A 25648-nucleotide genomic window follows, 5' to 3' on the forward strand; every position below is an offset into this window, starting at 1 on the left:
ATTAAGAGTAAAGCTTAATAAACTTATTTTCTTAATGGTTTAAAAACAAAAAACAAAAACTACATTTTATGAATAATAAAAATAGTAGGGCGTTTGTGTAAATCTACATTTTCTTTTTTCCATGCCGAAATTTTCTTGGTTTTGATGTACTCCGTTGGCAAGGTGATGTCGGTAGCGATACATAAATGAGTTTCAGGATGTAGTATCTGAATTAAATCTTCTACTAATTTGTTGTTTCGATACGGAGTTTCGATAAAAATCTGAGATTGGTTTTTTTCGAAAGAAAGACGTTCCAAGCTTTTTAGTGCGGTTCTTTTATCGTCTTTTTCAATAGGTAAATAGCCGTGGAAAGTAAAACTTTGTCCGTTCATTCCAGAAGCCATCATAGCTAATAAAATAGAAGAAGGGCCTACTAAAGGAATTACCTGAATCCCTTTTTCGTGAGCTAATTTTACAATTACAGCGCCCGGATCGGCAACACCAGGACAGCCGGCTTCGCTCATTAGACCTATGTTTTTTCCTTCTAATAAAGGTTTGATGAAATCTAAATGTTCTTTAGCATCTGTGTGTTTGTTTAATGCAAAAAGTACTAAATCAGACTGTTTTTTCTCTGGATGAACCGCTTTGATTGATTTTCTTGCTGTTTTTTCGTTTTCTACAATATAATGGTCTATGAAATCAATTGTTCTTTTTACGGTTTGAGGTAAAACATCCATTGGATCACATTCTCCCATTGTTGTTGGGATTAAATAGAGTTTGCCAAAAAACGTGCTTGATTTCATTTTGTTTGTGTTTGGAGTATTCAGCTAAAAATTAGTTGTGATTAGCTTTTAATTTTGAGGCTATGATTTCGCAAGCTTCGTCCAGCATTTGGTAAACCATCTCGAATCCATTGGATATACCATAATAAGGATCCGGAACATCTACGTTTTCATCTGGATACAACTCGTTCATAATGATTTCAATTTTTTCTTTTTGTGTATCATTTTCAGCTAAACGGATTACGTCTCTATAGTTGGATTTGTCCATTACATAGATGTAATCAAAAGTTTCGAAATCCTCTACTTTGAATAGTCGGGCTCTTTGTGAAGAAATGTCTAAATGATGTTGTTTAGCAACAGCAATAGAACGAGAATCTGGTTGGCTTCCTGAATGCCAAGCTCCTGTGCCAGCAGAATCAACGAAGAATTTATCTTTTGGTAGTTTCGAGGCTAAAATTCCTTCGGCCAAAGGTGACCTACAAATGTTACCCAAACATACCATTAAAATTTTAACAGACATTTCCTTAGAGCGTTAGTTTTTTGTGGATATCCTCTACAAATTTTTTGAACTGTTTATCAGTAGCAACAAGATTATCAACTGTTTTACAAGCGTGTAGCACTGTTGCGTGGTCGCGATCTCCTATTTGAGAACCGATGTTAGCCAAAGACGATTTCGTGAATTTTTTGGCAAAAAACATCGCTAACTGTCTCGCCTGAACAACGTGTCTTTTTCTTGTTTTTGACTGTAAGGTTTCAACGTCCAATTGGAAATAATCGGAAACAATTTTTTGAATATAATCGATTGATATTTCGCGTTTTACATTCTTAACAAATTTCTCTACGACGCTTTTGGCTAGTTCGATAGTTACTTCTTTTTTGTTAAAAGAAGATTGTGCAATCAATGAAATAATCGCTCCTTCTAATTCACGAACATTGGTCTTAATGTTACGAGCTACATATTCGATAATTTCGTCTGGCATTTCTACCCCATCACGGAATAAGATATTTTTTAGAATTGAAATTCTAGTTTCATAATCCGGTTGGTGTAATTCGGCAGATAATCCCCATTTGAAACGAGATAATAAGCGTTGCTCAATATCTTGCATATCAACAGGAGCCTTGTCAGAAGTCAGGATTACCTGTTTTCCGTTTTGATGCAAATAATTAAAAATATGGAAAAATACGTCTTGTGTACCGGATTTTCCAGATAAGAATTGCACGTCATCAATGATTAATACATCGATTAGTTGGTAGAAATGAATAAAGTCATTTCTGTTATTTTTCTTAACAGAGTCTATATATTGTTGCGTGAAAATTTCAGCTGAAATATACAGAACTGTTTTTTCGGGATATTTGTCTTTAATCTCAACCCCAATAGCGTGTGCAAGGTGTGTTTTTCCTAATCCTACTCCTCCAAAGATTAGCAATGGATTGAAAGATGTTCCACCAGGTTTATTGGCCACAGCCATACCAGCCGAACGTGCTAATCTATTTGAATCTCCTTCTAAGAAATTGTCAAAACTGTAGTTGGCATTTAATTGCGATTCAATTTTTAAATTTCTAATTCCAGGAATTACAAACGGATTTTTTAATTCAGGATCAAGGTTTTTTAACGGAGCATCTACGTTTTGTGGTTTCACAGGAGGACGACTGGCACTTGGTAACTGTTCTGTAAACGGTTGTTTGTTGCCATAGGTGTTCTCCATTTTAATTTTATAAAGTAACTTTGCATTTTTGCCAAGTTCTTTAGTAAGGGCAACCTTCAATAATTTAACATAGTGTTCTTCTAACCATTCGTAGAAAAATTTACTAGGAACCTGAATGTATAAAGCATTATCGGTAAGTTCAACTGACTTGATTGGTTCAAACCAAGTTTTGTATGCTTGGTCTTGAATATTGTCTTTTATGAAAGACAAACAGTTATCCCATACTGATTGAGCAGTTTTGTTCATAAATTCTGTTAAATTATTATATTTTTTATTCTGTTGTTTGAAGTAAATAACAGCAAAAAAAGATGTTATTTCTTGGGGTAACAAATATGTGAACAAATTTCTTTAAAAAAAAATTTAAGGGCATTGATTTTGTAAAAATATTGTTGTAAGTAATAGTAAAATTATTTCAAAAAATATAAAATTAAATTATGAGAGAATACGAGTTTAAGGTAAGAGTAAGGTATGCAGAAACCGATCAAATGGGGGTAGTTTATCATGGAAATTACGCGCAGTATTTTGAGATGGGACGTGTGGAATGGCTCAGAAACATTGGGATTTCTTATAAATGGATGGAAGAAAATGGTGTGATGCTTCCAGTGGTGTCCTTGACAATGAATTATAAAAAACCAGCTCGTTATGACGATATATTAAGAGTAAAAACGATTTTCAAAAGTCAGAAATCAGTTAAGATTGAATTCGATTATGAAATCTATAATGAACAGGATGAGTTATTAACAATTGGACACTCGGTTTTGGTGTTTGTTGATATGAAAACGGGTCGTCCAATAGCTGCCCCAAACTATGTTAAAACGCAAATTTTACGAATGTAAAAATCTAAGAATCTGATATTGATTATTCTTTAATTTTTACCTCTATTTCGTATAGAGAATTTAAAATTTCGAATAGTTGGGAGGCATTTTTTTTACGCGTTTTTACCTCAATTTCGCAGCTCATTTCCATTTTTTGATGTACAATATCTAAGTTTTTTTCTTTGATAATGCGCATTATTTTGTTCATGTTCTTGTAGTCAAATGAAATTAAAAAATGCGTGTCGATTGTTTTTTCGATAATTGTAGCATTTTCTAATGTAAGTTGAGCGGCGGTTTTGTAAGCTGTAATTAGTCCGCCAACACCTAATTTGGTTCCGCCGAAAATGCGAACAATAACGATAAGGATATTGGTGACAGAAAAAGATTGGATTTGTCCATAGATTGGCATTCCAGCTGAATTACTTGGTTCTCCATCGTCATTGGCTCGGTAACTGATTTTTTCAGCGCCAATTTGGTAAGCGTAGCAATAATGACAAGCGGTTGGGTGTTTTTTTCGAAGTGAATCAATAATAGGTTTGACTTCTTCTTCTGAAGTTATAGGATAAGCATAGCCAAAGAATTTACTTCCTTTTTCTTTAAAAAGAATTTCTTCTGAGGGAAAAGCAATCGTGTTATAGGTGTCTTTCATAATCAATGGCAATGGCAAAAATCAATTTCAATTGTAAAAGTCAATTTAAAAAACATTGCCATTGCCTTTGACTTTTGAAATTGTCATTGTTAGAGTATGTTTTTTTCAAATAGATCGACAACGTCTTCTTTGCCTACTTGTAGATTCCAAACTTGTATGCCTAATGCAGCTGCTGCATCGGTATTTTCTTTTTTGTCATCAACAAATAAAGTGCGCTTTGGTTGTAATTCGTGTTGGTTTAAAAGCGCTTGGTAAATTTCGGCATCAGGCTTGCGCATTCCCATTTCAAATGAAAAATATACTTTTTCAAAACATTGGTAAAAATCGCCGTAGAAGGACGAACCAACTCTTTGTTCGAAAGTTTCGATGTGAATCGAATCGGTATTGCTCAATAAAAACAAGCGGTATTTTTTAGACAGCATTTGTAAAAATTCCAATCGGTACAAAGGGAAATCGGCTAGAATCGTATTCCAAACATCTTGAATTTCTTCGATGGAAGCGTTAGGCATGTGTTTTTGAAAACCAGCTAAGAATTCGTTGCTTGAAATATTTCCTTTTTCAAATTGAATATTCAATTGGTCAAGCTCTTCATTCCATTCTTTTAGTCCTAAATTTTTAAAACCATCCATAGTGGTTTTTTTATCTAGGTTTATAAAGATATCTCCAAAATCAAAAATGATAGTATTAATCATGGTTTCTAAAAATTAAAAGTTCATCCTTAAGGATTAGCTGGGTTTGGTTTGTAGTTGGTTTTATAATTGGTGCTTTTGTTCCATTTTTAAAAGTATTTTGTCCTTTAAATATTCGTGCTTCGTCCCAAAGATTTTCATCAATGAAAGTTTGCAAGGTTTGACGTCCTCCTTCTATAATCACAGATTGGATTTGGTGATTAAATAATGTTCGAGCAATTTGAGGGGCAATATTTTGATTAAAATCAATTACCTCAAAGATAAGGTTTTCTTGGTTTGTATTTTGGTTTGATTGGCAAAAAACAATGGTTTTTTGTTGGTTGTCCAATAGGTGATTTGTTTTTGGAATGCGATTATTTTGGTCTAGAACAATTCTCACGGGTGATTTCCCTGTCCAATCACGAACATCTAATTTAGGATTGTCGTCTATTGCGGTTTGAGTGCCAACAAGAATTGCTTGTTCTTCAGTACGCCATTTGTGTACTAATTGTCTGGAATACGGATTACTAATCCAGACTGGTTTTTGTTTGTTTCTTTCATTTGGAGCAATAAAACCATCTGCGCTTTCGGCCCATTTTAGTATAATATAAGGACGTTGTTTTTGATGAAAAGTAAAAAAACGTTTGTTGAGTTCGTTGCATTCGCTTTCAAGTACACCAACGGTCACATTGCTTCCTGCTTCAATTAATTTTTTGATGCCTTTTCCGGCTACTTTTTCATTCGGGTCAACAGTTCCAATAACTACATTGGGAATTTGGTGCTGAATAATTAAATCACAACAAGGTGGTGTTTTTCCAAAATGACTGCAAGGTTCTAAGCTTACATAAATAGTAGCTTCTTTAAGTAAAGATTTGTCTTTAGCTGAATTTACGGCATTGACTTCGGCATGCGGTTCTCCCGCTTTTTTGTGCCAACCTTCACCTATAATTTGGTCTTTATAAACAATTACACTGCCCACCATCGGATTAGGATAGGTGGTTCCAAGCCCATTTTGAGCTAATTCAATACAACGTGCTAGGTATTTTTCATGTTTCTTCACGGGGCAAAAATAGGTATTTTTGAGTTGTTTTTTAAAACCATATAAGTCATATAAGTTTACATTCTTATTTTTTTTTAAAAAAGGGATTCACTTACGAAAGGGAGTGTAAGTTTTGATGTTATCTGGTTTTGAATTCATTTGCTAAAAATAATTTTAGTTATTTTGCACGTTAACAGTTTTGTTTCTAAACTGAATATGACTATGAGAATTAAAGAATACAGAGCCCAATTTATTCAGGAACTTTCACCTATATATGGAGTGGAGGAAGCGGAAAGTTTTTTCTATTTGATTTTAGAAAATCAAAAACAATTGAAGCGAATTGATTTGGCTTTGAATTCAGATTTGGTTTTTTCGGATTCCGATTTAGACTATTGGAATAGCATTTTGAATGAATTAAAAAAAGAGATTCCTGTTCAATATTTGCTAGGTAAAGCCCATTTTTACGGATTAGAGTTTGAAGTGAATGAAAATGTTTTGATTCCAAGACCCGAAACGGAAGAGTTAGTGGATTGGATTATTGAAAGTAAGAAGTCGGAGGTTAGAAGTCAGAATTTAAGAATTCTGGATATCGGTACAGGAAGTGGTTGTATTGCGATTTCATTGGCTAAAAATATTCCGAATGCTCAGGTTTTTGCCATTGATGTTTCTGAAAAGGCTTTGGCTACAGCCCAAAAAAATGCTGAAATGAATCAAACGGAAGTACATTTTATAAAAACTGACATTTTAAAAACGGATGATTTGGAGAATCTTCCAGCTTCTAACTTCCAGCTTCCAACTCAATTTGATATTATTGTGTCAAATCCTCCTTATGTACGAAATTTAGAAAAAGAGGAAATCAAGAAAAATGTTTTGGACTACGAACCACATTTGGCGCTTTTTGTTGCGGATGATAATGCTTTGATTTTTTATCGAAAAATAGCCGAATTGGCTCAAAAAAATCTAGCTCCAAACGGACAATTATTTTTCGAAATTAATCAATATTTAGGGAAAGAAATGATTGTATTACTCGAAAATATGAATTTCAAGAATGTTGAGTTGAGAAAGGATATATATGGTAATGATAGGATGACCTTAGGGAGAATTTAGAATTCAGAAATTAGATTTGAGAATGCATAAAGCAGACTATAGAAGGCATATTGCAGAAATTGTTAGTATAGAGCAGATTTTAGAATGTAAAGATAATTGTGTGTTTTACGAGAATTTATCTGGGTTATTTATCATGTAATTAATAAGCTTACCAATCTCTAAACTTTTTGTGGTTAATTCTGAGAATAATTCTTCAGAGATGTATTCACAAGCAAATGAATACTCTAACCAAGCTTGGGTTTCTGCATTTTCAGCGTCAGAGTCTGTAAGTTTTAATATAAAATGTTTTTTATATCTTATTTTCCGTGAAGCTTCGGCAATGTTAGCTGATACACTTCTTAACGAACGTCGAATTTGGTCAGTTAATGAATATTTTTCTTCAATTGGAAATGTTTTGGTTGTCTTGAAAATTAACATTGACAATTCGAAAGATTTTTTGTAAGCTAGTAAATCTTGAAATTTCATTTTTTCATTTTTTTATTAAATCTGCCTTCTGATTTCTGCCTTCTGATTTCGGATTTCTGAAAACTATTCGTAACGCAGCGCCTCAATAGGATCGAGCATTGCGGCTTTAATTGCTGGGTATAAACCAGAAACAATGGCTACAGCAAAACTAGTTAAGAAAGCAGCCATAATAGCTTGCCAGGGAATTACAAACACAAAACTAAGGGCAGATGCAATTCCGTAGCCAATGAGGATGCCAAAAATAATTCCGGCTAATCCGCCTATTTGCCCTATAAGTAAGGTTTCAATAAAAAATTGAATGGCTACCGTAGAACGTTTTGCTCCTAATGACTTTCTGACGCCAATTTCACGCGTTCGTTCTGTAACCGATACAATCATAATGTTCATTAAAGCAATGGAAGAGCCTAGAATGGTGATAATTCCGATTACCCATGACGCCCAACCCAAATATTGAGTAATACTTAGAATTCGGTTAATCAAATCGTCACTTCTTACTACAGCAAAATTATTTTCTTTGATAGGACTTAATTTGCGAATGCTACGCATCGAACTAATAGCATTGTCAATAGCTTGATCTAAAAATTCTTTGTTATTCACCATCACACTTACGCTATAATTAATGTTAGCTGCTGTAAATAAGGAACGAGCAACTTGGATAGGAATTAAAACTCTCAAATCTTGACTGTTGCCAAAGGTGGAGCCTTTTTCTTTAAGCACACCGATGACTTTAAAACGAGCACCACGTATCGAAATGATTTTATTGATAGGATTCACATCTTTTAGTAAGCCTTTCAAAAAGTCAGAGCCTACCACACAAACATAGTTGTTGTTGCTAATATCGAAGTTGTTAAAGTTGCGGCCTACACTGGTTTCTAATCCTGAATTAGGTACAAAATACTCATCAACTCCCATTATTGTAATTTCAGGATCTGTTTTTTCAGTGTCAAATTTTACCTCGGCAGTTGAAGTGGCTTTGAAAGAAAGTGAAGTCTGCGCTAAGGGGAAATTGTATTTGTTTTTAAAAGTTACTGCTTCGGGATAGCTAATAATGGGATTGATAATGGTTCGTCCTTCTCCACCTCGTCTTTTAATCGTGTTTTCATATCGATTTATGTTGAATGTGTTGGCGCCCATTGAAGCAAAGTCAGACGAAATTGTGTTTTCTAATGCCGAAACGACAGTTAGAATTCCAACCAATGCTGTAATCCCTATAGCAATAATTAGTACGGTTAAAGTCGTGCGTAGAATTTGGGTTTTGATAGATCCAAAAGCGATTTTTATATTTTCTTTTAAAAGACTGTTCATGAGGATAGTTTGTACGAAAATACAATTTTTGCTAGAAGTTTGTTTTCAAGGCAAGTTATTTATTTTAAAAATTGGATATTTGCACAGCGAAGCAGGAAGTGGGAAGATGGAAGTTTAATACTTCCGGCTTCGAACTCCCAGCTTCCAACTTCTAACTTCTAACTTTTAAAAATGGCATCAAAACCAAGTATTCCTAAAGGAACAAGAGATTTTTCACCAGCTGAGGTGGCAAAACGGCAATATATTATCCAGACTATAAAAAGTAATTTTGAAAAATTTGGTTTCCAACCAATTGAAACGCCTTCGTTTGAAAATTCAGAAACCTTAATGGGTAAATATGGAGAAGAAGGTGATCGTTTGATTTTTAAAATTTTAAATTCTGGGGATTATTTGAATGAACTTAATGATTGTTTAGTTCAATTTGTTAATGGTATGAGTAAATTTTATCAAAATTATTATAAAAATTTTGATGATTATTTAGAGGATGAATTGATTGTAAACTTTCAAAAAAATATTAAAAATTATGCTTCTGGAGCATTGAAATATTTGCAAAATACGAATATTACTATTGAAAGGTTTTCAGAAGATTTATTTCCGTTAATTGTATCAGGGGTTGGAAAAAGTGAATATGAAATTGAAAGGTTTTTGAATTTAGATGAAAATGAACTAACCTTTTTTTCAAAAGCCATTATAGGTAGATTTTATACTGAATTAAAACCTAAATATTTGACGGATTGGTTGACCGAAAAAGCTCTCCGTTATGATTTGACTGTGCCTTTTGCACGATATGTGGTACAGCACCAAAACGAAATAGAATTTCCATTTAAAAGATACCAAATCCAACCGGTTTGGCGTGCCGACAGACCCCAAAAAGGTCGTTTTAGAGAGTTTTTTCAATGTGATGCCGATGTGGTAGGTTCGAAATCATTGTGGCAAGAAGTAGAGTTGGTACAATTGTACGATACTGTTTTTACAGCTTTAGGATTGAACGGAGCGACGGTTAAGATTAACAATCGTAAAGTGTTGTCTGGAATTGCTGAGGTAATAGGTGCTTCGGATAAGTTGATTGATTTTACAGTAGCCTTGGATAAATTAGATAAAATTGGCGAAGACGGTGTAAAAAAAGAAATGATTGAAAAAGGAATTTCAGAAGAAGCTTTGGTGAAAGTACAGCCTTTGTTTTCTTTTTCAGGAAGTATCTCGGAGAAAATCGAGCAACTTTCCAGATTGTTGTCAACATCTGTAGAAGGGATGAAAGGGGTAGAGGAGTTACGTTTTATTTGTGACAAGGTGACTCAATTAGGTTTGTCTACTGCCATTTTGGATTTGGATGTAACTTTAGCACGTGGTCTAAATTATTATACTGGAGCTATTTTTGAAGTTGGTGCACCAAAAGGTGTTGCCATGGGTTCCATAGGCGGAGGCGGTAGATACGATGATTTGACGGGGATTTTTGGTTTGAAGAACATGAGTGGTGTAGGAATCTCATTTGGATTGGATCGTATTTATTTGGTTTTGGAAGAATTGAATTTGTTTCCAGAAACCGTAACTGCTTCTTCAAAGGCTTTGTTTGTTAATTATGGCGACGATGAAGCTTTTTATGCTTTACAAGCGATAAAGAATTTGAGAGCGCAGGGTATAAAAGTGGAACTGTATCCAGATAAGGCAAAAGTAGGGAAGCAATTTCAATATGCTGATAAGCGAAATATACCTTTTGCGGTAGTTGTAGGTGGTGAAGAAATGAGTTCAAATACCTATTCTTTAAAAAATTTGGTTTCAGGGGAACAAATTACCTTGGATTTTGAAGGTTTAAAGAATGCTTTACTTTAAAATTTACTCGAAGTAATAAAAAAAGCTTTGTCGTTTGACAAAGCTTTTTTTTGGTATAATAATCGTGAATTAATAATTGTTTAGAAATCAATTCTAATTTTCAGTCTTTTTTTAGAACGAAAATTAGAGACTGATTAGAACCTAGTAACAAACATATACAATCTATTTGAAATATGTATTAAAATTTTATTAAAATTTTAATTTAAGGCTAAAAAAAAAATAAATTCAGGAAAAAACCACCCTGTAAAATGCTTATTAGGAAAAAGAGTGACAATTTGGCATTTGATGTGGTTTGGCAGTACTTTTGCTATCCAAAGGAAAGTGTAAAAATGAAGTTTAAGAATATTTTTAAAAATAAAGGAAGTATGAGTACTGAGAATACAGAAATCGATAAAGAGATGGATGAAGTAACTATGGAGAACAAGGCTAGTGAAGAGCAAGCAGTTACTGAGGAGTTAAGTGTTGAGGAGCAATTGGCTCAAGACTTAGCGAATGAAAAGGATAAATATTTACGATTATTTGCTGAATTTGAAAACTACAAAAGAAGAACTTCAAAAGAGCGTATCGATTTGTTTAAAACAGCTAATCAAGAAGTTTTATTAGCAATGTTACCAGTTTTAGACGATTTTGACAGAGCTATAGTTGAAATTGCTAAATTAGAAGATGAAACTTTTACAAAAGGGGTAGAGTTAATCCATGAAAAATTAAAAAGCACCCTATCTTCTAAAGGTTTAGAGTTAGTAGATGTGAAAACAGGTGACGCTTTTAATGCTGATTTTGCCGAAGCAATTACTCAAATTCCAGCTCCATCTGACGAATTAAAAGGAAAAATTGTGGATGTACTTGAAAAAGGATATAAACTAGGCGATAAAATTATTCGTTTCCCAAAAGTTGTCATTGGACAATAATAAATGGGGTTCTGTACTAGTGCTAATCAGTACTTTTCTAAAAAATAGATACAAATGAAAAAAGATTTTTACGAGATATTAGGTGTTTCTAAAAATGCTGATGCTGCGGCGATCAAGAAAGCCTACAGAAAGAAAGCTATTGAGTTCCATCCTGACAAGAATCCGGGCGACAAAGCGGCAGAAGAAAAATTCAAAGAGGCAGCTGAAGCTTATGAAGTTTTAGGAGATCCTGACAAAAAAGCAAAGTATGACCAATTTGGGCACCAAGCTTTTGATGGTTCTGGCGGTTTTGGCGGTCACCATATGAATATGGATGATATCTTTAGCCAATTTGGAGACATTTTTGGCGGTGGCTTTGGTGGCTTCGGCGGAGGAAGTCGCGGTGGAGGTCCTCGTCGTGCAAAAGGAAGTAATTTACGAATCAAAGTGAAATTAACTTTGGAAGAAATTGCTAATGGTGTTGAGAAGAAAGTAAAAGTAAAGCGTAAAGTTCAGGCTCCTGGAGTTACTTACAAAACGTGTTCTACATGTAATGGACAAGGTCAGGTAATGCGTGTAACGAATACTATTTTAGGAAGAATGCAATCGGCTTCAACTTGTCCTAGTTGCGGTGGTTCTGGTCAAATTTTAGATCATAAACCGTCTAATGCTGATGCGCAAGGAATGATCGTAGAAGACGAAACAGTTTCTATCAAAATCCCTGCTGGGGTAGTGGATGGAATGCAATTAAAAGTTTCAAACAAAGGAAACGATGCTCCAGGTAATAGTATTCCAGGTGATTTGATTGTAGCTATTGAAGAATTAGAACATGAATTCTTAAAGCGTGAAGGTGAGAACTTGCACTATGATTTGTATGTGAGTTTCCCTGAAGCGGTTCTTGGGGTTTCTAAAGATATCGAAGCAATCAATGGAAAAGTAAGAATCAAATTAGAAGAAGGAATCCAATCGGGAAAAATCCTTCGATTAAAAGGAAAAGGTATTCCTAGTATCAACGGATATGGTAATGGAGATTTGTTAGTTCATATTAATGTTTGGACACCAAAAACATTAAATAAAGAACAACGACAATTCTTTGAGAAATATTTGGAGGATGATAATTTTTCACCAAATCCTGAAAAATCAGATAAATCATTCTTTGAAAAAGTAAAAGACATGTTTTCTTAAACTTTTTGAGTGAATCAAAATCAATAATTATAACCCATTCGCTGCGGCGAGTGGGTTTTTTTATAACACAATTATCGTCTATTTCGCTTGTAATTATTTACTTTTACAACCGCTAGGCCATAATGGCTTACTTGGTGAGCTAAATTCAAAAAATCAGCATGAGTACCTTATTAGAAGTCAATAAAATAGTTAAGCAATATGGAGATTATGTAGCGCTTAACGAAGTTTCTTTGTCTGTTCCTAAAGGCAGTATATATGGACTTTTAGGTCCAAATGGTGCCGGAAAAACATCTCTTATTCGTGTCATTAATCAAATAACCATGCCAGATAGTGGTCAAGTTATTTTGGATGGCGAAAAATTACAGCCTAAACACGTTCAGTATATTGGTTATTTGCCTGAAGAAAGAGGTTTGTACCAAAGTATGAAGGTAGGAGAGCAATGTTTGTATTTGGCTCAAATGAAAGGATTGACAAAGGCCGAAGCCAAAAAGCAGTTGGATTATTGGTTTGATCGTTTGGGAATTCAAGGATGGTGGAACAAAAAGATTCAAGAACTTTCTAAAGGTATGGCGCAAAAAATCCAGTTTGTGGTTTGCGTATTGCACCAACCTAAATTATTGATTTTTGATGAGCCTTTTTCAGGTTTTGATCCTGTAAATGCTACTATTATTAAAGACGAAATTTTAGCATTGAAAGAACAAGGAGCTACGATAATTTTTTCGACGCATCGAATGGAAAGTGTAGAAGAATTATGTGATCATATTGCTTTGATACATAAATCGAATAAATTAATCGAAGGAAAATTAGAAGATGTAAAAAGGCAACATAAGTCCAATAGTTTTGAAGTGGGTATTCTTACGGATAATGTAGAAGGTTTAATGTTTGACATCACACAAAAATTCACTGTTAGCCCAGCTAATTTTAAATCTTTGAATAATGAATTAAAGTTGGAGATTCAAATAGGAGATGCACTTCCTAATGAATTGTTGCATCTCATTACACAACGAGGTCAAGTCACTCATTTTGTCGAAAAAATTCCAAGTGTAAACGATATTTTTATTAAAACTGTAACAGAAAAGCAATAACCAATATTTAAAATTCCAAATCCCAATACGCATTGGAATTTGGAATTTGAGATTTGAATATTTTAAATTATGAGCATAATATCACTAATTATAAAAAGAGAGTTTTTTGCCAAAGTGCGTAACAAATCTTTTATTGTAATGACTTTTTTAAGTCCGTTATTGTTTGTTGTTATTGCTGTTTTTGTTGGTTATTTGAGTTCCATGAAAGCCGATGTAAAAAGGGTAGCAATTCATGATGAAACAGGTTTGTTTGTTTCTGAATTTTTAGCTCAAAATACAGAAGATAATGAGTATCAATACCTAGATTTGTCGCAAATAGACAGTCACTATTTAAAAGATAGTATTGTAAATCATAGTTATGAAGGAATTTTGATTATTCCTAAAACAGAGGATGTAAAGACCTTAGAAAATAAAATTGAATTTGTTTCTAATACGAGTCCGAGTATTTCTTTTATCGAAAATACACAGGGAATTATTGCTCAAAAATTAACCAAAATTAATTTGGAGAAAGCGCATTTAGATACTTTAGCCATACAAAAAGCGCAAGCTAATGTCAATATTACTATTGCTAAAACTTCAGGAGAGCAAGGTCTAAAAGGATTAAATGAGGCTAAAATTGCCATAGGCGGTGCTTTTGGTTACTTAATTATGATGTTTATCATTATTTATGGAAATATGGTGATGCGCTCTGTAATTGAAGAGAAAACGAACCGAATTATAGAAATTATTATTTCTTCTGTAAAACCTTTTCAGTTAATGATTGGGAAAATTATTGGAACCTCTTTGGCGGGAATTTTACAATTTACTATTTGGGTAGTTATTGGACTTAGTCTCTTGTTTACAGCTTCAGTATTTTTTGGAGTAAATGTAGGGGCATCGACAACAATAGCGCCAACAATGGAAGTGCAGTTGCCAACAGAATTAGCAGGAACGGCGCAGTTGTACATTAAAGAATTATGGAATTTGCCTATTGCTAGTATATTACTTGGTTTTGTAGTTTATTTTATTGGTGGTTACTTTTTATACAGTTCGTTTTATGCGGCAATTGGTGCTGCTGTAGACAATCAAACCGACTCGCAACAGTTTCTTCTACCTATTGTAATGCCTTTGGTGCTGAGTGTTTATGTTGGTTTTTTTAGTGTTGTAAACGATCCTCATAGTGACATTGCAGTAGCTTTTTCCTTGATTCCGCTTACTTCGCCTATTGTAATGTTAATGCGACTCCCTTTTGGAGTTCCTTTTTGGCAAATTGCCGTTTCAATTTTATTGTTGTTTGGAACCTTCTTATTGGTGGTTTGGTTTGCTGCCAAAATTTACCGAGTAGGAATTTTGATGTATGGTAAAAAGCCAACTTGGAAAGAATTATTACGATGGTTAAAATATTAATTTGAAGTAACTAAGTGTCAAAGTTGTTAAGTTTTCTATAATAGTAAGAAAAGAAAATAGAATCTTAGTAACTTAGAACTTTAGAATCTAAAAAGTATGAGTAAAATATTAATAATCGAAGACGAATCAGCTATTCGAAGAGTACTAACAAGAATCCTTACGGAGGAGAATGATACTTATGAAGTCGAAGAAGCTGAAGATGGTGTATCGGGTTACGAAAAAATTAAAAATAACGATTACGACTTGGTAATATGCGACATCAAGATGCCTAAAATGGATGGGGTCGAATTACTGGAAGAAGTCAAAAAAATAAAAGCCGAAATTCCAATCGTCATGATTTCAGGTCATGGCGACATGGAAACAGCTATTCAGGCGATGCGTTTAGGGGCGTTTGATTATATTTCAAAACCACCTGATTTGAATCGTTTATTGAATACAGTTCGCAATGCTTTAGATAGAAAACAGCTGGTAGTTGAAAATAAAATTCTAAAGAAAAAAGTAAGCAAAAACTACGAAATGATTGGGGAGAGCGAAGCTATTAATCATATCAAAATGATGATTGATAAGGTGGCGCAAACCGAAGCTCGTGTATTGATTACGGGACCTAATGGAACCGGAAAAGAGTTAGTAGCGCACCAATTGCATGAAAAGAGTGAGCGCGCTTCTTTTCCTTTAATAGAAGTAAACTGTGCTGCGATTCCGTCTGAATTGATAGAGAGTGAATTGTTTGGTCACGTAAAAGGAGCTTTTACATCGGCGGTAAAAGATAGGGCTGGTAAATTTGAAGCAGCAGATAAAGGAACTATTTTTTTGGATGAAATTGGAGATATGAGTCTTTCGGCTCAGGCCAAAGTATTACGTGCTTTACAGGAAAATATCATTACCCGAGTGGGTGCCGATAAAGACATTAAAGTCGATGTGCGTGTGGTAGCGGCAACCAACAAGGATTTGAAAAAAGAAATCGAAGAAGGACGTTTCAGAGAAGATTTGTATCACCGATTGGCAGTCATCTTAATCAAGGTTCCTTCATTGAATGACCGTCGAGATGATATCCCGTTATTGGTAAGTCATTTTGCTGAAAAAATTGCATCAGAGCAGGGAACAGCGGTGAAGAAATTCTCCGATGAAGCGATCAAATTATTACAGGCTTACGATTGGACGGGAAATATTCGTGAATTGCGCAACGTAGTAGAGCGTTTGATTATTCTTGGCGGAAGCCAAATATCCGAAACAGATGTAAAGCTATTTGCATCTAAATAAAAGTTAAAGGTTAAGTGTTATAGGTTAGAAGTATAACCTCATAACTCATAACCCATAACGCAAACTATAAATATGAAACTAAAAAAAATAAACGAAAAGTTACAACTAGGATTAGTTGAAAACGGATTAACCGAGGCAAATGAAGTCCAAAAAGAAACTTTTTCAACCTTAAAAAGTGGGGCAGATTGTGTGATTTTTGCACCTAAAGGAAGCGGGAAAACCACAGCAATTGTGATGAATGTCATTCAGCGATTGGCAGGCAGTAATGAAGAATCGCCACGTGCTTTGATAATGGTGGAAGACAAGGCTAAAGTTCTAGAAATGGAAGAGCTTTTCGAAAAGTATGGTAAACATACCTCTTTAGAAGTTTATGGTGTTCACGAAAAAGGCGACATGGATTACGATAAGAATTATGTTTCTACTGGAATTGATGTTTTAATTGGAACGCCAATCAAGTTAAGTGATATGTTTTCAACAGCGGGTTATAATGTGAACCGTTTGAAAATGTTTATCATAGACGATGCGGATGTGTTGTTACGAGCGCGTCATGAAACAAAAATTATGCGTATTTCCGACAGTATTGCTAAAACGCAACGCATCATTTTTTCGGATTTATACACAGAACGTGTGGCCATTTTAGCTGATAAAATGTTAATTGAGCCTTACGAATTTGACTTTGAAGAAGGAGAAGAAGAGGATGACGATTTTGAAGAAGATGAAGGCGACGAGGAAAATGCTAATAACTAAATAAGAATAAGATGGGATTGATGAAAGTGTTTTCAGGTAGTGAAGTTTTGGCTTTGGTTTTGAAAGAAAAAATAGAAGCGATAGGTGTGGATGTATTGATGAAAGACAATATTCAATCGGCACGGTTAGCCGGTTTTGGGAGCATGGGTGCTGCGGTTGAATTGTTTGTTCAGGAAACCGAATTTGCTAAGGTAAATCCTGTTATTGAGGAGTTTCGGTTGAATATTTGATATGTATTTTGATAATGAGCAAATAAACATTTTGTTTCAGATTCTACAACTGTAGATTTTTAAAACAAATTAGTTTTCAATTGTAAATAATTCCATTGAAGAGTTTTAGGATGATTAGATTTGTCATTTTAAAACTCTTTTTTTATTCCTTAAATTTCATCTGAATGAGTTGCTAAATGCGATATGATATTTTGTAAAGTTTTTAAAAGGGAATGCTAGTTATTTGGTAATATTTTGTTTTTAAGTACATTAGGTTTGGAAATATTGTGAATATTTAGTGTGTTGGAATTTTCGAGTTGAAATTAAGTAACATTAATTTAATTTTATTGTAACAGGGATTATAAATTGAAGAAATAGTTTTACCGAAAATAATAATACTATTTTTTGAATAAATGAAACCAGATGAAATCCTGTTTGAATCTGTTAAAAAAGATAGCCAATTGGCTTTAGAACAGCTGTTTCAAAAATATTACTTTAGTCTGTGCTTATTTTCTAAAAAGTATGTTGTCGATTCAAGTTTGGCAGAAGAAGTTGTTTCAGATGTGTTCTTCAACATCTGGCAAAATCGCAAAACACTAACTGTTAGCAGTTCGTTAAAAGCCTATTTATTTGTAGCAACAAAGAATCAATCATTAAAAGTGATTAGAAACACACAATCAACTTCTTTTGACGAAGATCTAAGTAATTTACATTTAAAACTTTCACCTTATTATAGTAGTGATTCCTTAGAATATAACGAGGTTAAAAACCGTATTGAATTAATTATAAATGAGTTGCCACCGCAACGAAGGATAATTTTCAAACTAAATCGAATTGATGGCTTAAAATACAAAGAGATAGCTGATAAATTAGGTATTTCAGTAAATACAGTTCAAAAACAAATGCTTGAAGCGATAAAGCATGTTTCGCAATACGAATCGCAATTTATTTCCTCAATTCTTTTGATTTTATTTTCATGATGTTTTGGTAACTATTTAGTAACGTCTTTCAATGGTAGGTCTACTGCCAAAAAAGGGTCTTTACAGTAAAAGATCAAATTAAATGAAAGACGAAGTTTTTTACGAAATTGCATTACGATATTTGAATAATACCGCTTCAGAAGAAGAAAAGTATTTGCTTGAACACTATCTTTTGAATGATGAATATAGTAAGAAGTATAATATATTACTTGATACTTTTCAAGGTAAATCAATAAACCTCGAAGATGAATTTAGTTTAGAGCGTGGATTAAAAATGCTACGCTATAAAATTGAACAATCTGAAAAAAGAAAGCTAATTAAATTTAGTAAAAGTTGGGCTGTTGCAGCAACTATAGTCACTTTGTTGGGTTTAGGAATTCTTTTAAAATCTACCATTTTTAATCCTCAAGAAATTCAATATATATCAGTTACTAGTAGAACTGGTGAACGCATCAATATAGTACTTCCTGATAGTTCTTTAGTTTTTTTAAATTCTGGAGCTACACTAAAATATCCAAAACAATTTGTAGATGATAAACGGAATGTGGAATTAAAAGGAGAGGGTTTTTTTCAAGTTAAAAGGAATCCTAATAAACCATTTATTGTGCAATCTGGAAATTTCAAAACAACAGTTTTAGGAACCTCTTTTAATGTTATCAATAAAAAACAGCAATTTCAAGTAATTGTGAAATCCGGAAAGGTTAGGGTTGAAAACACATTAACAAAAAAACATTTCATTTTAGAAAAAAATACTCAGGTTGTTTTCAATTCAGTGGAAGGCGATTTGGTTGAAGAAGCTGTAGATGCTGCGGTCTATACAGATTGGCATAAAAACATACTGCGTTTTGATGCAATAACAGCTAAAGAAGCTTTTAACAGAATTGAACAATGGTATAACGTAAAAGTAGATTGTAAATCCGAAAGAATTTTAAATCGAAAGATTCGTGCTTCTTATAAAAATGAACCAATTGAATCGGTACTTAAAAGTATGGAATTTATGATTGGTATTCAATATACAATTAAAAACGACTCGATACTAATTAAATAAACACTATGAATAAAATCCAGAATTAGAAAAAAAAAACTGGAATTGCGTCAACAATTCCAGTCAGCTTAAATTTTTTAAATCCTATTTGCTTAATAGAAAACACTAAATTATGAAATTAAATTTATACAAAAAAAGGAATTTAGAGTCCTTTACAATTTTAAAGCTTTTTATCATGCTATTTGCGTTGTGGGGAATGACTTCACAATCTGTAATGGCTCAAAGTACTCTCGAAAAAACAATCAGTTTTAATGTAAAAAACGCCACATTACCCCATCTTTTTAATCAATTAGAAAAAGAAGCAAACTGTCAGTTCAGTTTTTCAGATGAAGTCCTGAGCAATAAAAAGCTGTTTACTTATAATTTTAATAATCAAAAATTAAGAACCGTTTTAAATCAAATTAGTCGCGATGCACACTTGAGTTATATGATTAACGGCTCGACAATTACATTCACAGCTTTAAAAAAAGTAAAGGTGTATGGTGAAGTAAAAGATGTAAATGGTTTACCGTTAATTGCTGTAAATGTTCTTGTCAAAGGGACTAATACAGTAGTCCTGACAGATTTTGATGGGAAATTTAATTTAGAAGCTCCTGAAAACAGTACTCTGGTTTTTTCCTATTTAGGAATGCAAAATTTTGAGCAATTAATCAAGGCGGGTGGTGCTTATAAAGTAACCATGCAAGAAGATGTAGTTGCAATGGATGAGGTAGTGGTTACTGCATTGAATATTTCTCGCGAGGAGAAATCCTTAGGTTATTCGGTTGCTAAAGTTAAAAGTGATGAAATAACCAAAACAGTTTCTGGAAACTGGTTAAATAGTTTGAATGGTAAAGTTGCAGGATTGTCATTTACTACGGCTAATTCAGGTCCAAGTAGTTCTATTCGTGTGACTTTACGTGGAGATCAGTCTTTGAATTATGGTAATAATGAAGCATTGTTCGTTATCGATGGAGTACCCGTGAATTCAGGAATGACTTCTACAAATGCTGTAAGTAACTATGCTCAATCCGATGCTCCTGTAGATTATGGTGATGGTATGAGTGATATTAATCCTGATGATATCGAATCTGTTTCAGTGTTAAAAGGTCCAGCAGCAGCTGCATTGTATGGATCAAGAGCAGCTAATGGAGCAATTCTTATAACAACTAAAGCTGGTAAAACAACTAAAGGTCTTGGTGTTAGTGTAAACTCTTCGGTAACTTTTGAAAGAGCAGGTTATTTTCCCGATTTTCAAACACAGTATGGAAATGGTGCTGATATGGGAGCCAGTGAATATTCACTTTGGGATATTTCTTCAGAAATGGCTTCTGATGGCGTTGCTCAATCACGTAATTATTCCAGATATACTTTCGGAGAAAAGTTTGATGCAAACAAGCTTAGGTATTTATATGCTTCAAAAAATTGGGATGACAATACTTTTACTAAGTTACCATGGGTGTATCAAGATGATTGGTATACAGGGCTTTTTAAAACTGGTTTAACAGTAGATAAAACGATTAGTATAAATGGTAATAACGGGAAAGGAACATCTACGCGTTTTTCGGTAACTGATTTTAAAAACGATTGGATAATGCCTAATACAGGTTTTAATCGAAATACCATTTCGCTAGCTATTAATACTCCGGTTTCAGACAAAATTAAATTAAATACTAAAGTTAATTATTATAAAAAGACGAGTGACAATATGCCAGTGAGTGGTTATGATGAAACAAATCCGATGTATGCTCTAGCTTGGGGATTTAATGTAAGTAGTATTCAAGATTGGAAAAATGAATATTTTAATGGACGTTATAATTATGCAAACTGGTCTTCTGCTGGTCAAAACGGAATGGGGCTTGTTTTCCCTGCTTCAGGATCTTTTAATCCATACCGTACGCTTTATGAAGCATTGAATACCCAAGATAAAAATCGAGTATTTGGAAGTATTGGTTTAACTTTTGACATTTTGAAAGGTTTGACACTTGATTTGCGTTCTGGTTTAGATTGGTCTGATGAATTTAGAACACAACGTAAGCCTTTTTATACCGAAGGTTATGAAAATGGATTTTACAGAGAACAAACTGTAAGGTCTGTAGAAAATAATAACGATTTTATGCTTCGTTATAACAAAGAATCCAAGAATGGTCGCTTTGGTCTTTCAACGATGTTAGGAGGAAATAATCGTGTTAACGAATATTTTAATAACAAAATAGCATTGAGTCAATTAGGTGAGGAAGGAATCTACCATACTACAAATTTACCAACAGGCGTTAACCCAGATCCATACAACTACAGAAGTAAAAAAGTGGTTAATAGTTTATATGGTTTAGTGTCATTAAGTTGGGATGATGCTTATTTCTTAGATATTACAGGTCGTAATGACTGGTCAAGTACATTGTCTAGAGGAAATTGGTCTTATTTTTACCCATCTGTTGCGGCGAGTGTTTTATTAGATAAGACATTTAATTTTAAGGAAAATGCAGCTTGGATTGATATGCTAAAAACCCGATTTTCATGGGCAAATGTGGGTAATGATACATCAGCATATTCATTAGATCAGGTATACAGCAACACATCGTTTCCTGGAGGTTATACTTTACCTGGGGATATTCCAAATCCATTAATAAAACCCGAAAATGTTGAAAGTTGGGAAGCTGGAATTGAAGCCAAATTATTCAGAAACAGAATAAGTTTTGATGTTACTACCTATTATTCTTCAACCACTAATCAAATCGTTTCAGTTGATGTCGATCAGATTACTGGAGCAACTGGAATGACAATTAACGCTGGAGAAATTTCAAATCAAGGACTAGAAATATCAGCAAGTTTTACCCCTATCAGAACTAAAAATTTTAAATGGGATTTTGATATTACTTGGTCAAAAAACAAAAATAAATTAAAAAGTCTTCAAGAAGGTTGGGATCCAAGTGTGCCACTACAAACCGATATGGGAACTACTATAGGTAGTAGAACCTATGTGTATTCCTATGTAGGACAAGAAATGCATGTTATCTACGGGCGAGGATTTCAAAGAGCACCCGAAGGAGCAACTTATATTGATGAAAATGGAAATGAAATTGATGCTTCAGGGATGCACATCGTAAATTCTGAAGGTTATCCAGTACTGGATAATTCTCCAGATACAAAAATTGGAAAAGTTAATCCAGATTGGAGAGCGGGTATGGTACAACGAATTAAGTATAAAAATCTATCATTGTCGGCTACTTTTGCGGCTCAGATGGGTGGTAACGCTTTTTCAGTAACCAACTTTGCTTTATCCTACCAAGGAAAACTTAACAATTCTATTGAAGGTAGATATGATGGTTTAGTGCATCCAGGAGTAAATGCCATTCAAAATACGGATGGAACAGTTACGTATACTAAAAATAATACGGTGACTAATAATATTCAAACCTATTACAATAATTATATCTGGAACCGTAATAATACCGAAATGAATACTTTCGATACTTCTTATTTAAAATTAAGAGAGTTACGATTAGATTACGACTTACCTGCAAAATTAGTTAGCAAAATTGGGGTATTCCAAAAAGTGAGTTTTGGTGCTTATGCTACAAATCTATTTAGTATTTCCAATTTTCCTCAATATGATCCTGACACAGGAATGTTAAACGGTTCAAATATTTATAAAGGTATTGAAGCGATGACTTTTCCAATGACTAGAACTTACGGATTAAACGTTCAACTTTCTTTTTAAAAATAACGTAATGAAAACAATAATAAAAATTTTAATAATCGGATTTCTTAGTGTTTTTGCTAGCTGTACTTCTGATTTTGAGGAAATAAATACAAATCCTAATAGAACCAATGTAGGTGATATTAGGGCAAGTGGTATGTTTGAACCTATATTATACAATGGTATTAATGCTTGGCAAAATTATAGCTGGTATTGGAATAATGAGTTGATGCAATTTACTGCTTTCACTGGTGGGGGAACCCGTCAGGAACATCGCTACTTTATAGGTGATCAGGACTGGCAAAATGTTTGGAATACTTATTCTCGCTATACTAACAATGTATTGCATATGTACAATTTAAGTGTAAAGCAAAATGATAAATCATTACAGGCAATTGCTTTGACTTTAAAAGTATTGTATATGTCTAATCTTACCGATATGTTTGGTGATATTCCTTATTCTGAAGCCTTTCAAGTTACTTCTGGAGGAACTACAAAGCCAAAGTTTGATTCCCAAAAAGAAGTTTACCAACAAATGTTTGCTGATTTAGAAAAAGCCAACAGCATGTATGCAGAAAAACCTGTTTTTAGTAAGCCTGCTCTAGATGGAATGTATGGTGGCAATATGGAAAAATGGCAGAAATTTAATAATTCATTGTACTTAAGGTTGTTATGCCGTGTTAGTGGTCGTCCCGAAATGAATTCTGCTGCTAAAATGATGGATATTATAAATAATTCAGCAAAATATCCAGTATTTATTGCTAACGCCGATAATGCAACAGTAAAGTTTACTGGATCGGATCCTTATCGTAGTCAATTTGCAAATACTAATGAGAGTTCCTTTACAAGTTCAGGCCGAAAATTAGCCGAACAGCTAATTAAAATGACGGTCATGACAGATGTAAATGGTAATCAAATTTATGAAGACCCACGTTTAGCCATTTATGGAAAAAAGAATCCAAATTATTTAGTAAACAATACAACTGTTTGGAAAGGAACAATAGCTGGTTGTACAGAATCAGAACAAAGCGTAGCAGACCGTGGTACATCTTGGTTAAATGCAGCCGTTTTTTGTAGAGCCGAAATGCCGGCAAGTTATATGGATTATGCCGAAGTTCAGTTCATTCTTGCCGAAGCAGCTTTGAAAGGAGCTATTTCGGGTGGACAATCAGCTGCAAAGCAATATTATGAAAATGCAGTTACCGCATCTGTCGAAAAATGGGCAGAACTAGGTCAATTTAGTGGAATTCCTGTGACCATTACTTCAGAGAATATCACCCCTTTTTTAAACTCAAATTTAGCATCATGGGATTTAGCCTCAAATAAAAATGAGTTAATCGCTAATCAAAAATATCTAGCACTTTTTTGGATAGGAATGGAAGCCTATCATGAATACCGTCGTACGGGTTATCCTAAATTAACAATTGGGCGTGGTACTGTATTTAACGATTATATTTTACCTACCCGTTTTGCTTATCCCAATACTACAATGGCAACTAACAATACGAATGCTCGTGAAGCATTAAGCCGTATGGGTGGTGAAAACAATATGAAAACTCCAGTTTGGTGGAGTAAACAAGCTATTGAAAGCGGAATCTAAAATTTAAAAAAAAATGAAAAGTTTAAATCAATTACACAAAAGCAAAGTATTTGTATTATTTACTTTCTTAACAATACTTTTTTTATCGGTGTCATGTGCTAATGACAATGAAACTTCTGTAGAACCTTATTTTACTATTGAAGAAAATCCAACAGGACTTGCTGTTGATGTTAATGGACTAACAAAAAGTTATGTTGTGCGAGCTAAAGGACATTGGAAAATTGTTCCACAAGGAGAAGCCAGTTGGGTTAAAGTATTTCCAGCAGAAGGAGATGATGATGGGATTTTCAAAATTATTGTAAATAAAAACAATACGTTTGACAGCCGAATATTAAATTTTGCTTTTATAAATGACGGAAAGGAGCAACCTGCTTTATTCCGTGTTGAGCAGCAAGCCAATGTCCCTTTTATTATTGTTGATAAAGCTGATGAAGGTGTCAGCGTAACATCAAATGGAGGAGAGTTTGGTGTGAAAATAAGTGCCAATGTAAATTGGACTTATAGCTTGTCGAATACGAATTGGCTTTCAGTTGTCGAGGCAAGTGCTACATCAATTAAATTTTCTGCTTTAAAAAATAAAGGAGTTAAACGTTCTGCAATACTCACAATTAGTTCAGCCGATTATCCGTCATTAACAAAAACGATTTCAATAATACAATCTGACGGGAGTGTTGTTTTAGAGGAACATTTCGATTGGTTAGCTTATGGAAGCACCATTTTTTATACTACAACAGCAGAGGCTAGAATAGACAATGCTTGGACTACTGAGGAAAAAGCAAAAGGGTGGACTAGTTCATCAAATGTATTTAGTAACAATGAACAATTGGTTTATGCAAGAACAGGTTTTGTAAAATTAGGCAAAACGGGGTATGGTGGGGATTTTATTTCACCAAAATTTGAAATGCTTGAAGAACCAACAACTGTTAAGGTTACTTTTAAAGCAGTTCCCTATCAAACTAAAGCAGGAACAAAGGATGATAATATTTTAAAAGTTGGAGTAGTAGGTCCAGGAACTGTAAGTGTTTCGTCATTTACAATTGATAACTGGCCAGATTATACTTTGGATCCAGATTGTATTAACATATGGAAATCCCCATCGGCAACCTATTCATTTACAATCAGTGGGGCAACATCGCAAACTCAACTTAGTTTTCTAGGTGGCGATTTCAACCTTGTAGGTGTGGGCGCTGGTAAAAACAGAATTTTCATTGATGACGTAAAAGTCGAAATAATAGAATAA

23 protein-coding genes are annotated in these 25648 nt (G+C 33.8%); 15 read left to right on the plus strand and 8 right to left on the minus strand.

The features are described 5' to 3' along the window. Nucleotides 1-59: 59 nt before the first annotated feature. The 3 genes from ACFPTQ_RS06545 to dnaA are packed head-to-tail and all read right to left on the minus strand — an operon-like array spanning nucleotide 60 to nucleotide 2713. The gene (locus tag ACFPTQ_RS06545) at nucleotides 60-782 is read right to left on the minus strand and encodes an SAM-dependent methyltransferase (RefSeq protein ID WP_379775324.1); all 723 of its coding nucleotides are present in this window, start codon (nucleotides 780-782) and stop codon (nucleotides 60-62) included. A gap of 31 nt (nucleotides 783-813) precedes the next feature. Continuing rightward, nucleotides 814-1281 carry a low molecular weight protein-tyrosine-phosphatase gene (locus ACFPTQ_RS06550; RefSeq protein ID WP_379775326.1) on the minus strand — a complete coding sequence of 156 codons (468 nt, stop codon included), beginning with the start codon at nucleotides 1279-1281 and terminating at the stop codon, nucleotides 814-816. Nucleotides 1282-1285: 4 nt separating this feature from the next. Next, nucleotides 1286-2713, minus strand: coding sequence for a chromosomal replication initiator protein DnaA (gene dnaA / locus ACFPTQ_RS06555; RefSeq protein WP_278035086.1), 1428 nt, complete (start codon nucleotides 2711-2713; stop codon nucleotides 1286-1288). Between the two features lie 188 nt (nucleotides 2714-2901). Between dnaA and ACFPTQ_RS06560 the strand changes: the two genes are divergently transcribed. Then, nucleotides 2902-3303, plus strand: coding sequence for an acyl-CoA thioesterase (locus ACFPTQ_RS06560; RefSeq protein WP_379775329.1), 402 nt, complete (start codon nucleotides 2902-2904; stop codon nucleotides 3301-3303). A gap of 22 nt (nucleotides 3304-3325) precedes the next feature. Here ACFPTQ_RS06560 and ACFPTQ_RS06565 read toward each other — a convergent pair whose 3' ends face one another. The 3 genes from ACFPTQ_RS06565 to ribD form a co-directional block, all read right to left on the minus strand. Then, nucleotides 3326-3931 carry an IMPACT family protein gene (locus ACFPTQ_RS06565; protein ID WP_379775331.1) on the minus strand — a complete coding sequence of 202 codons (606 nt, stop codon included), beginning with the start codon at nucleotides 3929-3931 and terminating at the stop codon, nucleotides 3326-3328. Between the two features lie 89 nt (nucleotides 3932-4020). Next, nucleotides 4021-4623: an HAD family hydrolase gene (locus ACFPTQ_RS06570; protein WP_379775334.1), complete on the minus strand. Its 603-nt coding sequence runs from the start codon at nucleotides 4621-4623 to the stop codon at nucleotides 4021-4023. Further along, nucleotides 4616-5659: a bifunctional diaminohydroxyphosphoribosylaminopyrimidine deaminase/5-amino-6-(5-phosphoribosylamino)uracil reductase RibD gene (ribD, locus tag ACFPTQ_RS06575; RefSeq protein ID WP_379775337.1), complete on the minus strand. Its 1044-nt coding sequence runs from the start codon at nucleotides 5657-5659 to the stop codon at nucleotides 4616-4618. Before ribD ends, ACFPTQ_RS06570 begins: the two co-directional genes overlap by 8 nt. 201 nt (nucleotides 5660-5860) lie before the next feature. Between ribD and prmC the strand changes: the two genes are divergently transcribed. After that, entirely contained in the window at nucleotides 5861-6745 is an 885-nt protein-coding gene (prmC, locus tag ACFPTQ_RS06580; RefSeq protein WP_379775340.1) for a peptide chain release factor N(5)-glutamine methyltransferase, read from the plus strand. A 105-nt stretch (nucleotides 6746-6850) separates the two neighbouring features. Here the strand turns inward: prmC and ACFPTQ_RS06585 are convergent, their stop codons facing one another. Further along, the gene (locus tag ACFPTQ_RS06585; RefSeq protein WP_379775342.1) at nucleotides 6851-7210 is read right to left on the minus strand and encodes a four helix bundle protein; all 360 of its coding nucleotides are present in this window, start codon (nucleotides 7208-7210) and stop codon (nucleotides 6851-6853) included. Nucleotides 7211-7273: 63 nt separating this feature from the next. Continuing rightward, complete coding sequence (locus ACFPTQ_RS06590; RefSeq protein ID WP_379775344.1) at nucleotides 7274-8515, minus strand: ABC transporter permease; 1242 nt, start codon at nucleotides 8513-8515, stop codon at nucleotides 7274-7276. Nucleotides 8516-8686: 171 nt separating this feature from the next. On the opposite strand from ACFPTQ_RS06590, the gene hisS reads away from it, so the two are divergent. From hisS to ACFPTQ_RS06655, 13 genes are all read left to right on the plus strand, one after another. Further along, nucleotides 8687-10345: a histidine--tRNA ligase gene (hisS, locus tag ACFPTQ_RS06595; protein WP_379775346.1), complete on the plus strand. Its 1659-nt coding sequence runs from the start codon at nucleotides 8687-8689 to the stop codon at nucleotides 10343-10345. 329 nt (nucleotides 10346-10674) lie between these two features. After that, complete coding sequence (locus ACFPTQ_RS06600) at nucleotides 10675-11253, plus strand: nucleotide exchange factor GrpE (RefSeq protein ID WP_379775348.1); 579 nt, start codon at nucleotides 10675-10677, stop codon at nucleotides 11251-11253. A 54-nt stretch (nucleotides 11254-11307) separates the two neighbouring features. Continuing rightward, nucleotides 11308-12417, plus strand: coding sequence for a molecular chaperone DnaJ (gene dnaJ, locus ACFPTQ_RS06605; RefSeq protein ID WP_278035094.1), 1110 nt, complete (start codon nucleotides 11308-11310; stop codon nucleotides 12415-12417). A 158-nt stretch (nucleotides 12418-12575) separates the two neighbouring features. Continuing rightward, nucleotides 12576-13502: an ABC transporter ATP-binding protein gene (locus ACFPTQ_RS06610; protein ID WP_379775351.1), complete on the plus strand. Its 927-nt coding sequence runs from the start codon at nucleotides 12576-12578 to the stop codon at nucleotides 13500-13502. Nucleotides 13503-13571: 69 nt separating this feature from the next. Then, nucleotides 13572-14888: an ABC transporter permease gene (locus tag ACFPTQ_RS06615; RefSeq protein WP_379775354.1), complete on the plus strand. Its 1317-nt coding sequence runs from the start codon at nucleotides 13572-13574 to the stop codon at nucleotides 14886-14888. A gap of 96 nt (nucleotides 14889-14984) precedes the next feature. Further along, complete coding sequence (locus tag ACFPTQ_RS06620; RefSeq protein WP_278035097.1) at nucleotides 14985-16148, plus strand: sigma-54-dependent transcriptional regulator; 1164 nt, start codon at nucleotides 14985-14987, stop codon at nucleotides 16146-16148. Nucleotides 16149-16220: 72 nt separating this feature from the next. Beyond that, the gene (locus ACFPTQ_RS06625; RefSeq protein WP_379775356.1) at nucleotides 16221-16895 is read left to right on the plus strand and encodes a DEAD/DEAH box helicase; all 675 of its coding nucleotides are present in this window, start codon (nucleotides 16221-16223) and stop codon (nucleotides 16893-16895) included. Nucleotides 16896-16906: 11 nt separating this feature from the next. Then, nucleotides 16907-17125: a DUF2007 domain-containing protein gene (locus tag ACFPTQ_RS06630; RefSeq protein WP_379775359.1), complete on the plus strand. Its 219-nt coding sequence runs from the start codon at nucleotides 16907-16909 to the stop codon at nucleotides 17123-17125. A 392-nt stretch (nucleotides 17126-17517) separates the two neighbouring features. Further along, entirely contained in the window at nucleotides 17518-18084 is a 567-nt protein-coding gene (locus ACFPTQ_RS06635; protein WP_379775361.1) for an RNA polymerase sigma-70 factor, read from the plus strand. 82 nt (nucleotides 18085-18166) lie between these two features. After that, entirely contained in the window at nucleotides 18167-19132 is a 966-nt protein-coding gene (locus tag ACFPTQ_RS06640; RefSeq protein WP_379775363.1) for a FecR family protein, read from the plus strand. Between the two features lie 172 nt (nucleotides 19133-19304). After that, nucleotides 19305-22829: a SusC/RagA family TonB-linked outer membrane protein gene (locus tag ACFPTQ_RS06645; protein WP_379775366.1), complete on the plus strand. Its 3525-nt coding sequence runs from the start codon at nucleotides 19305-19307 to the stop codon at nucleotides 22827-22829. A 10-nt stretch (nucleotides 22830-22839) separates the two neighbouring features. Then, nucleotides 22840-24408, plus strand: a complete 1569-nt coding sequence (locus tag ACFPTQ_RS06650) for a SusD/RagB family nutrient-binding outer membrane lipoprotein (protein ID WP_379775369.1) — start codon at nucleotides 22840-22842, stop codon at nucleotides 24406-24408. Between the two features lie 13 nt (nucleotides 24409-24421). Next, nucleotides 24422-25648: a BACON domain-containing protein gene (locus ACFPTQ_RS06655; RefSeq protein WP_379775371.1), complete on the plus strand. Its 1227-nt coding sequence runs from the start codon at nucleotides 24422-24424 to the stop codon at nucleotides 25646-25648.

Source organism: Flavobacterium sp. GCM10022190, from assembly GCF_042656445.1.
GTDB lineage: Bacteria > Bacteroidota > Bacteroidia > Flavobacteriales > Flavobacteriaceae > Flavobacterium > Flavobacterium nitratireducens.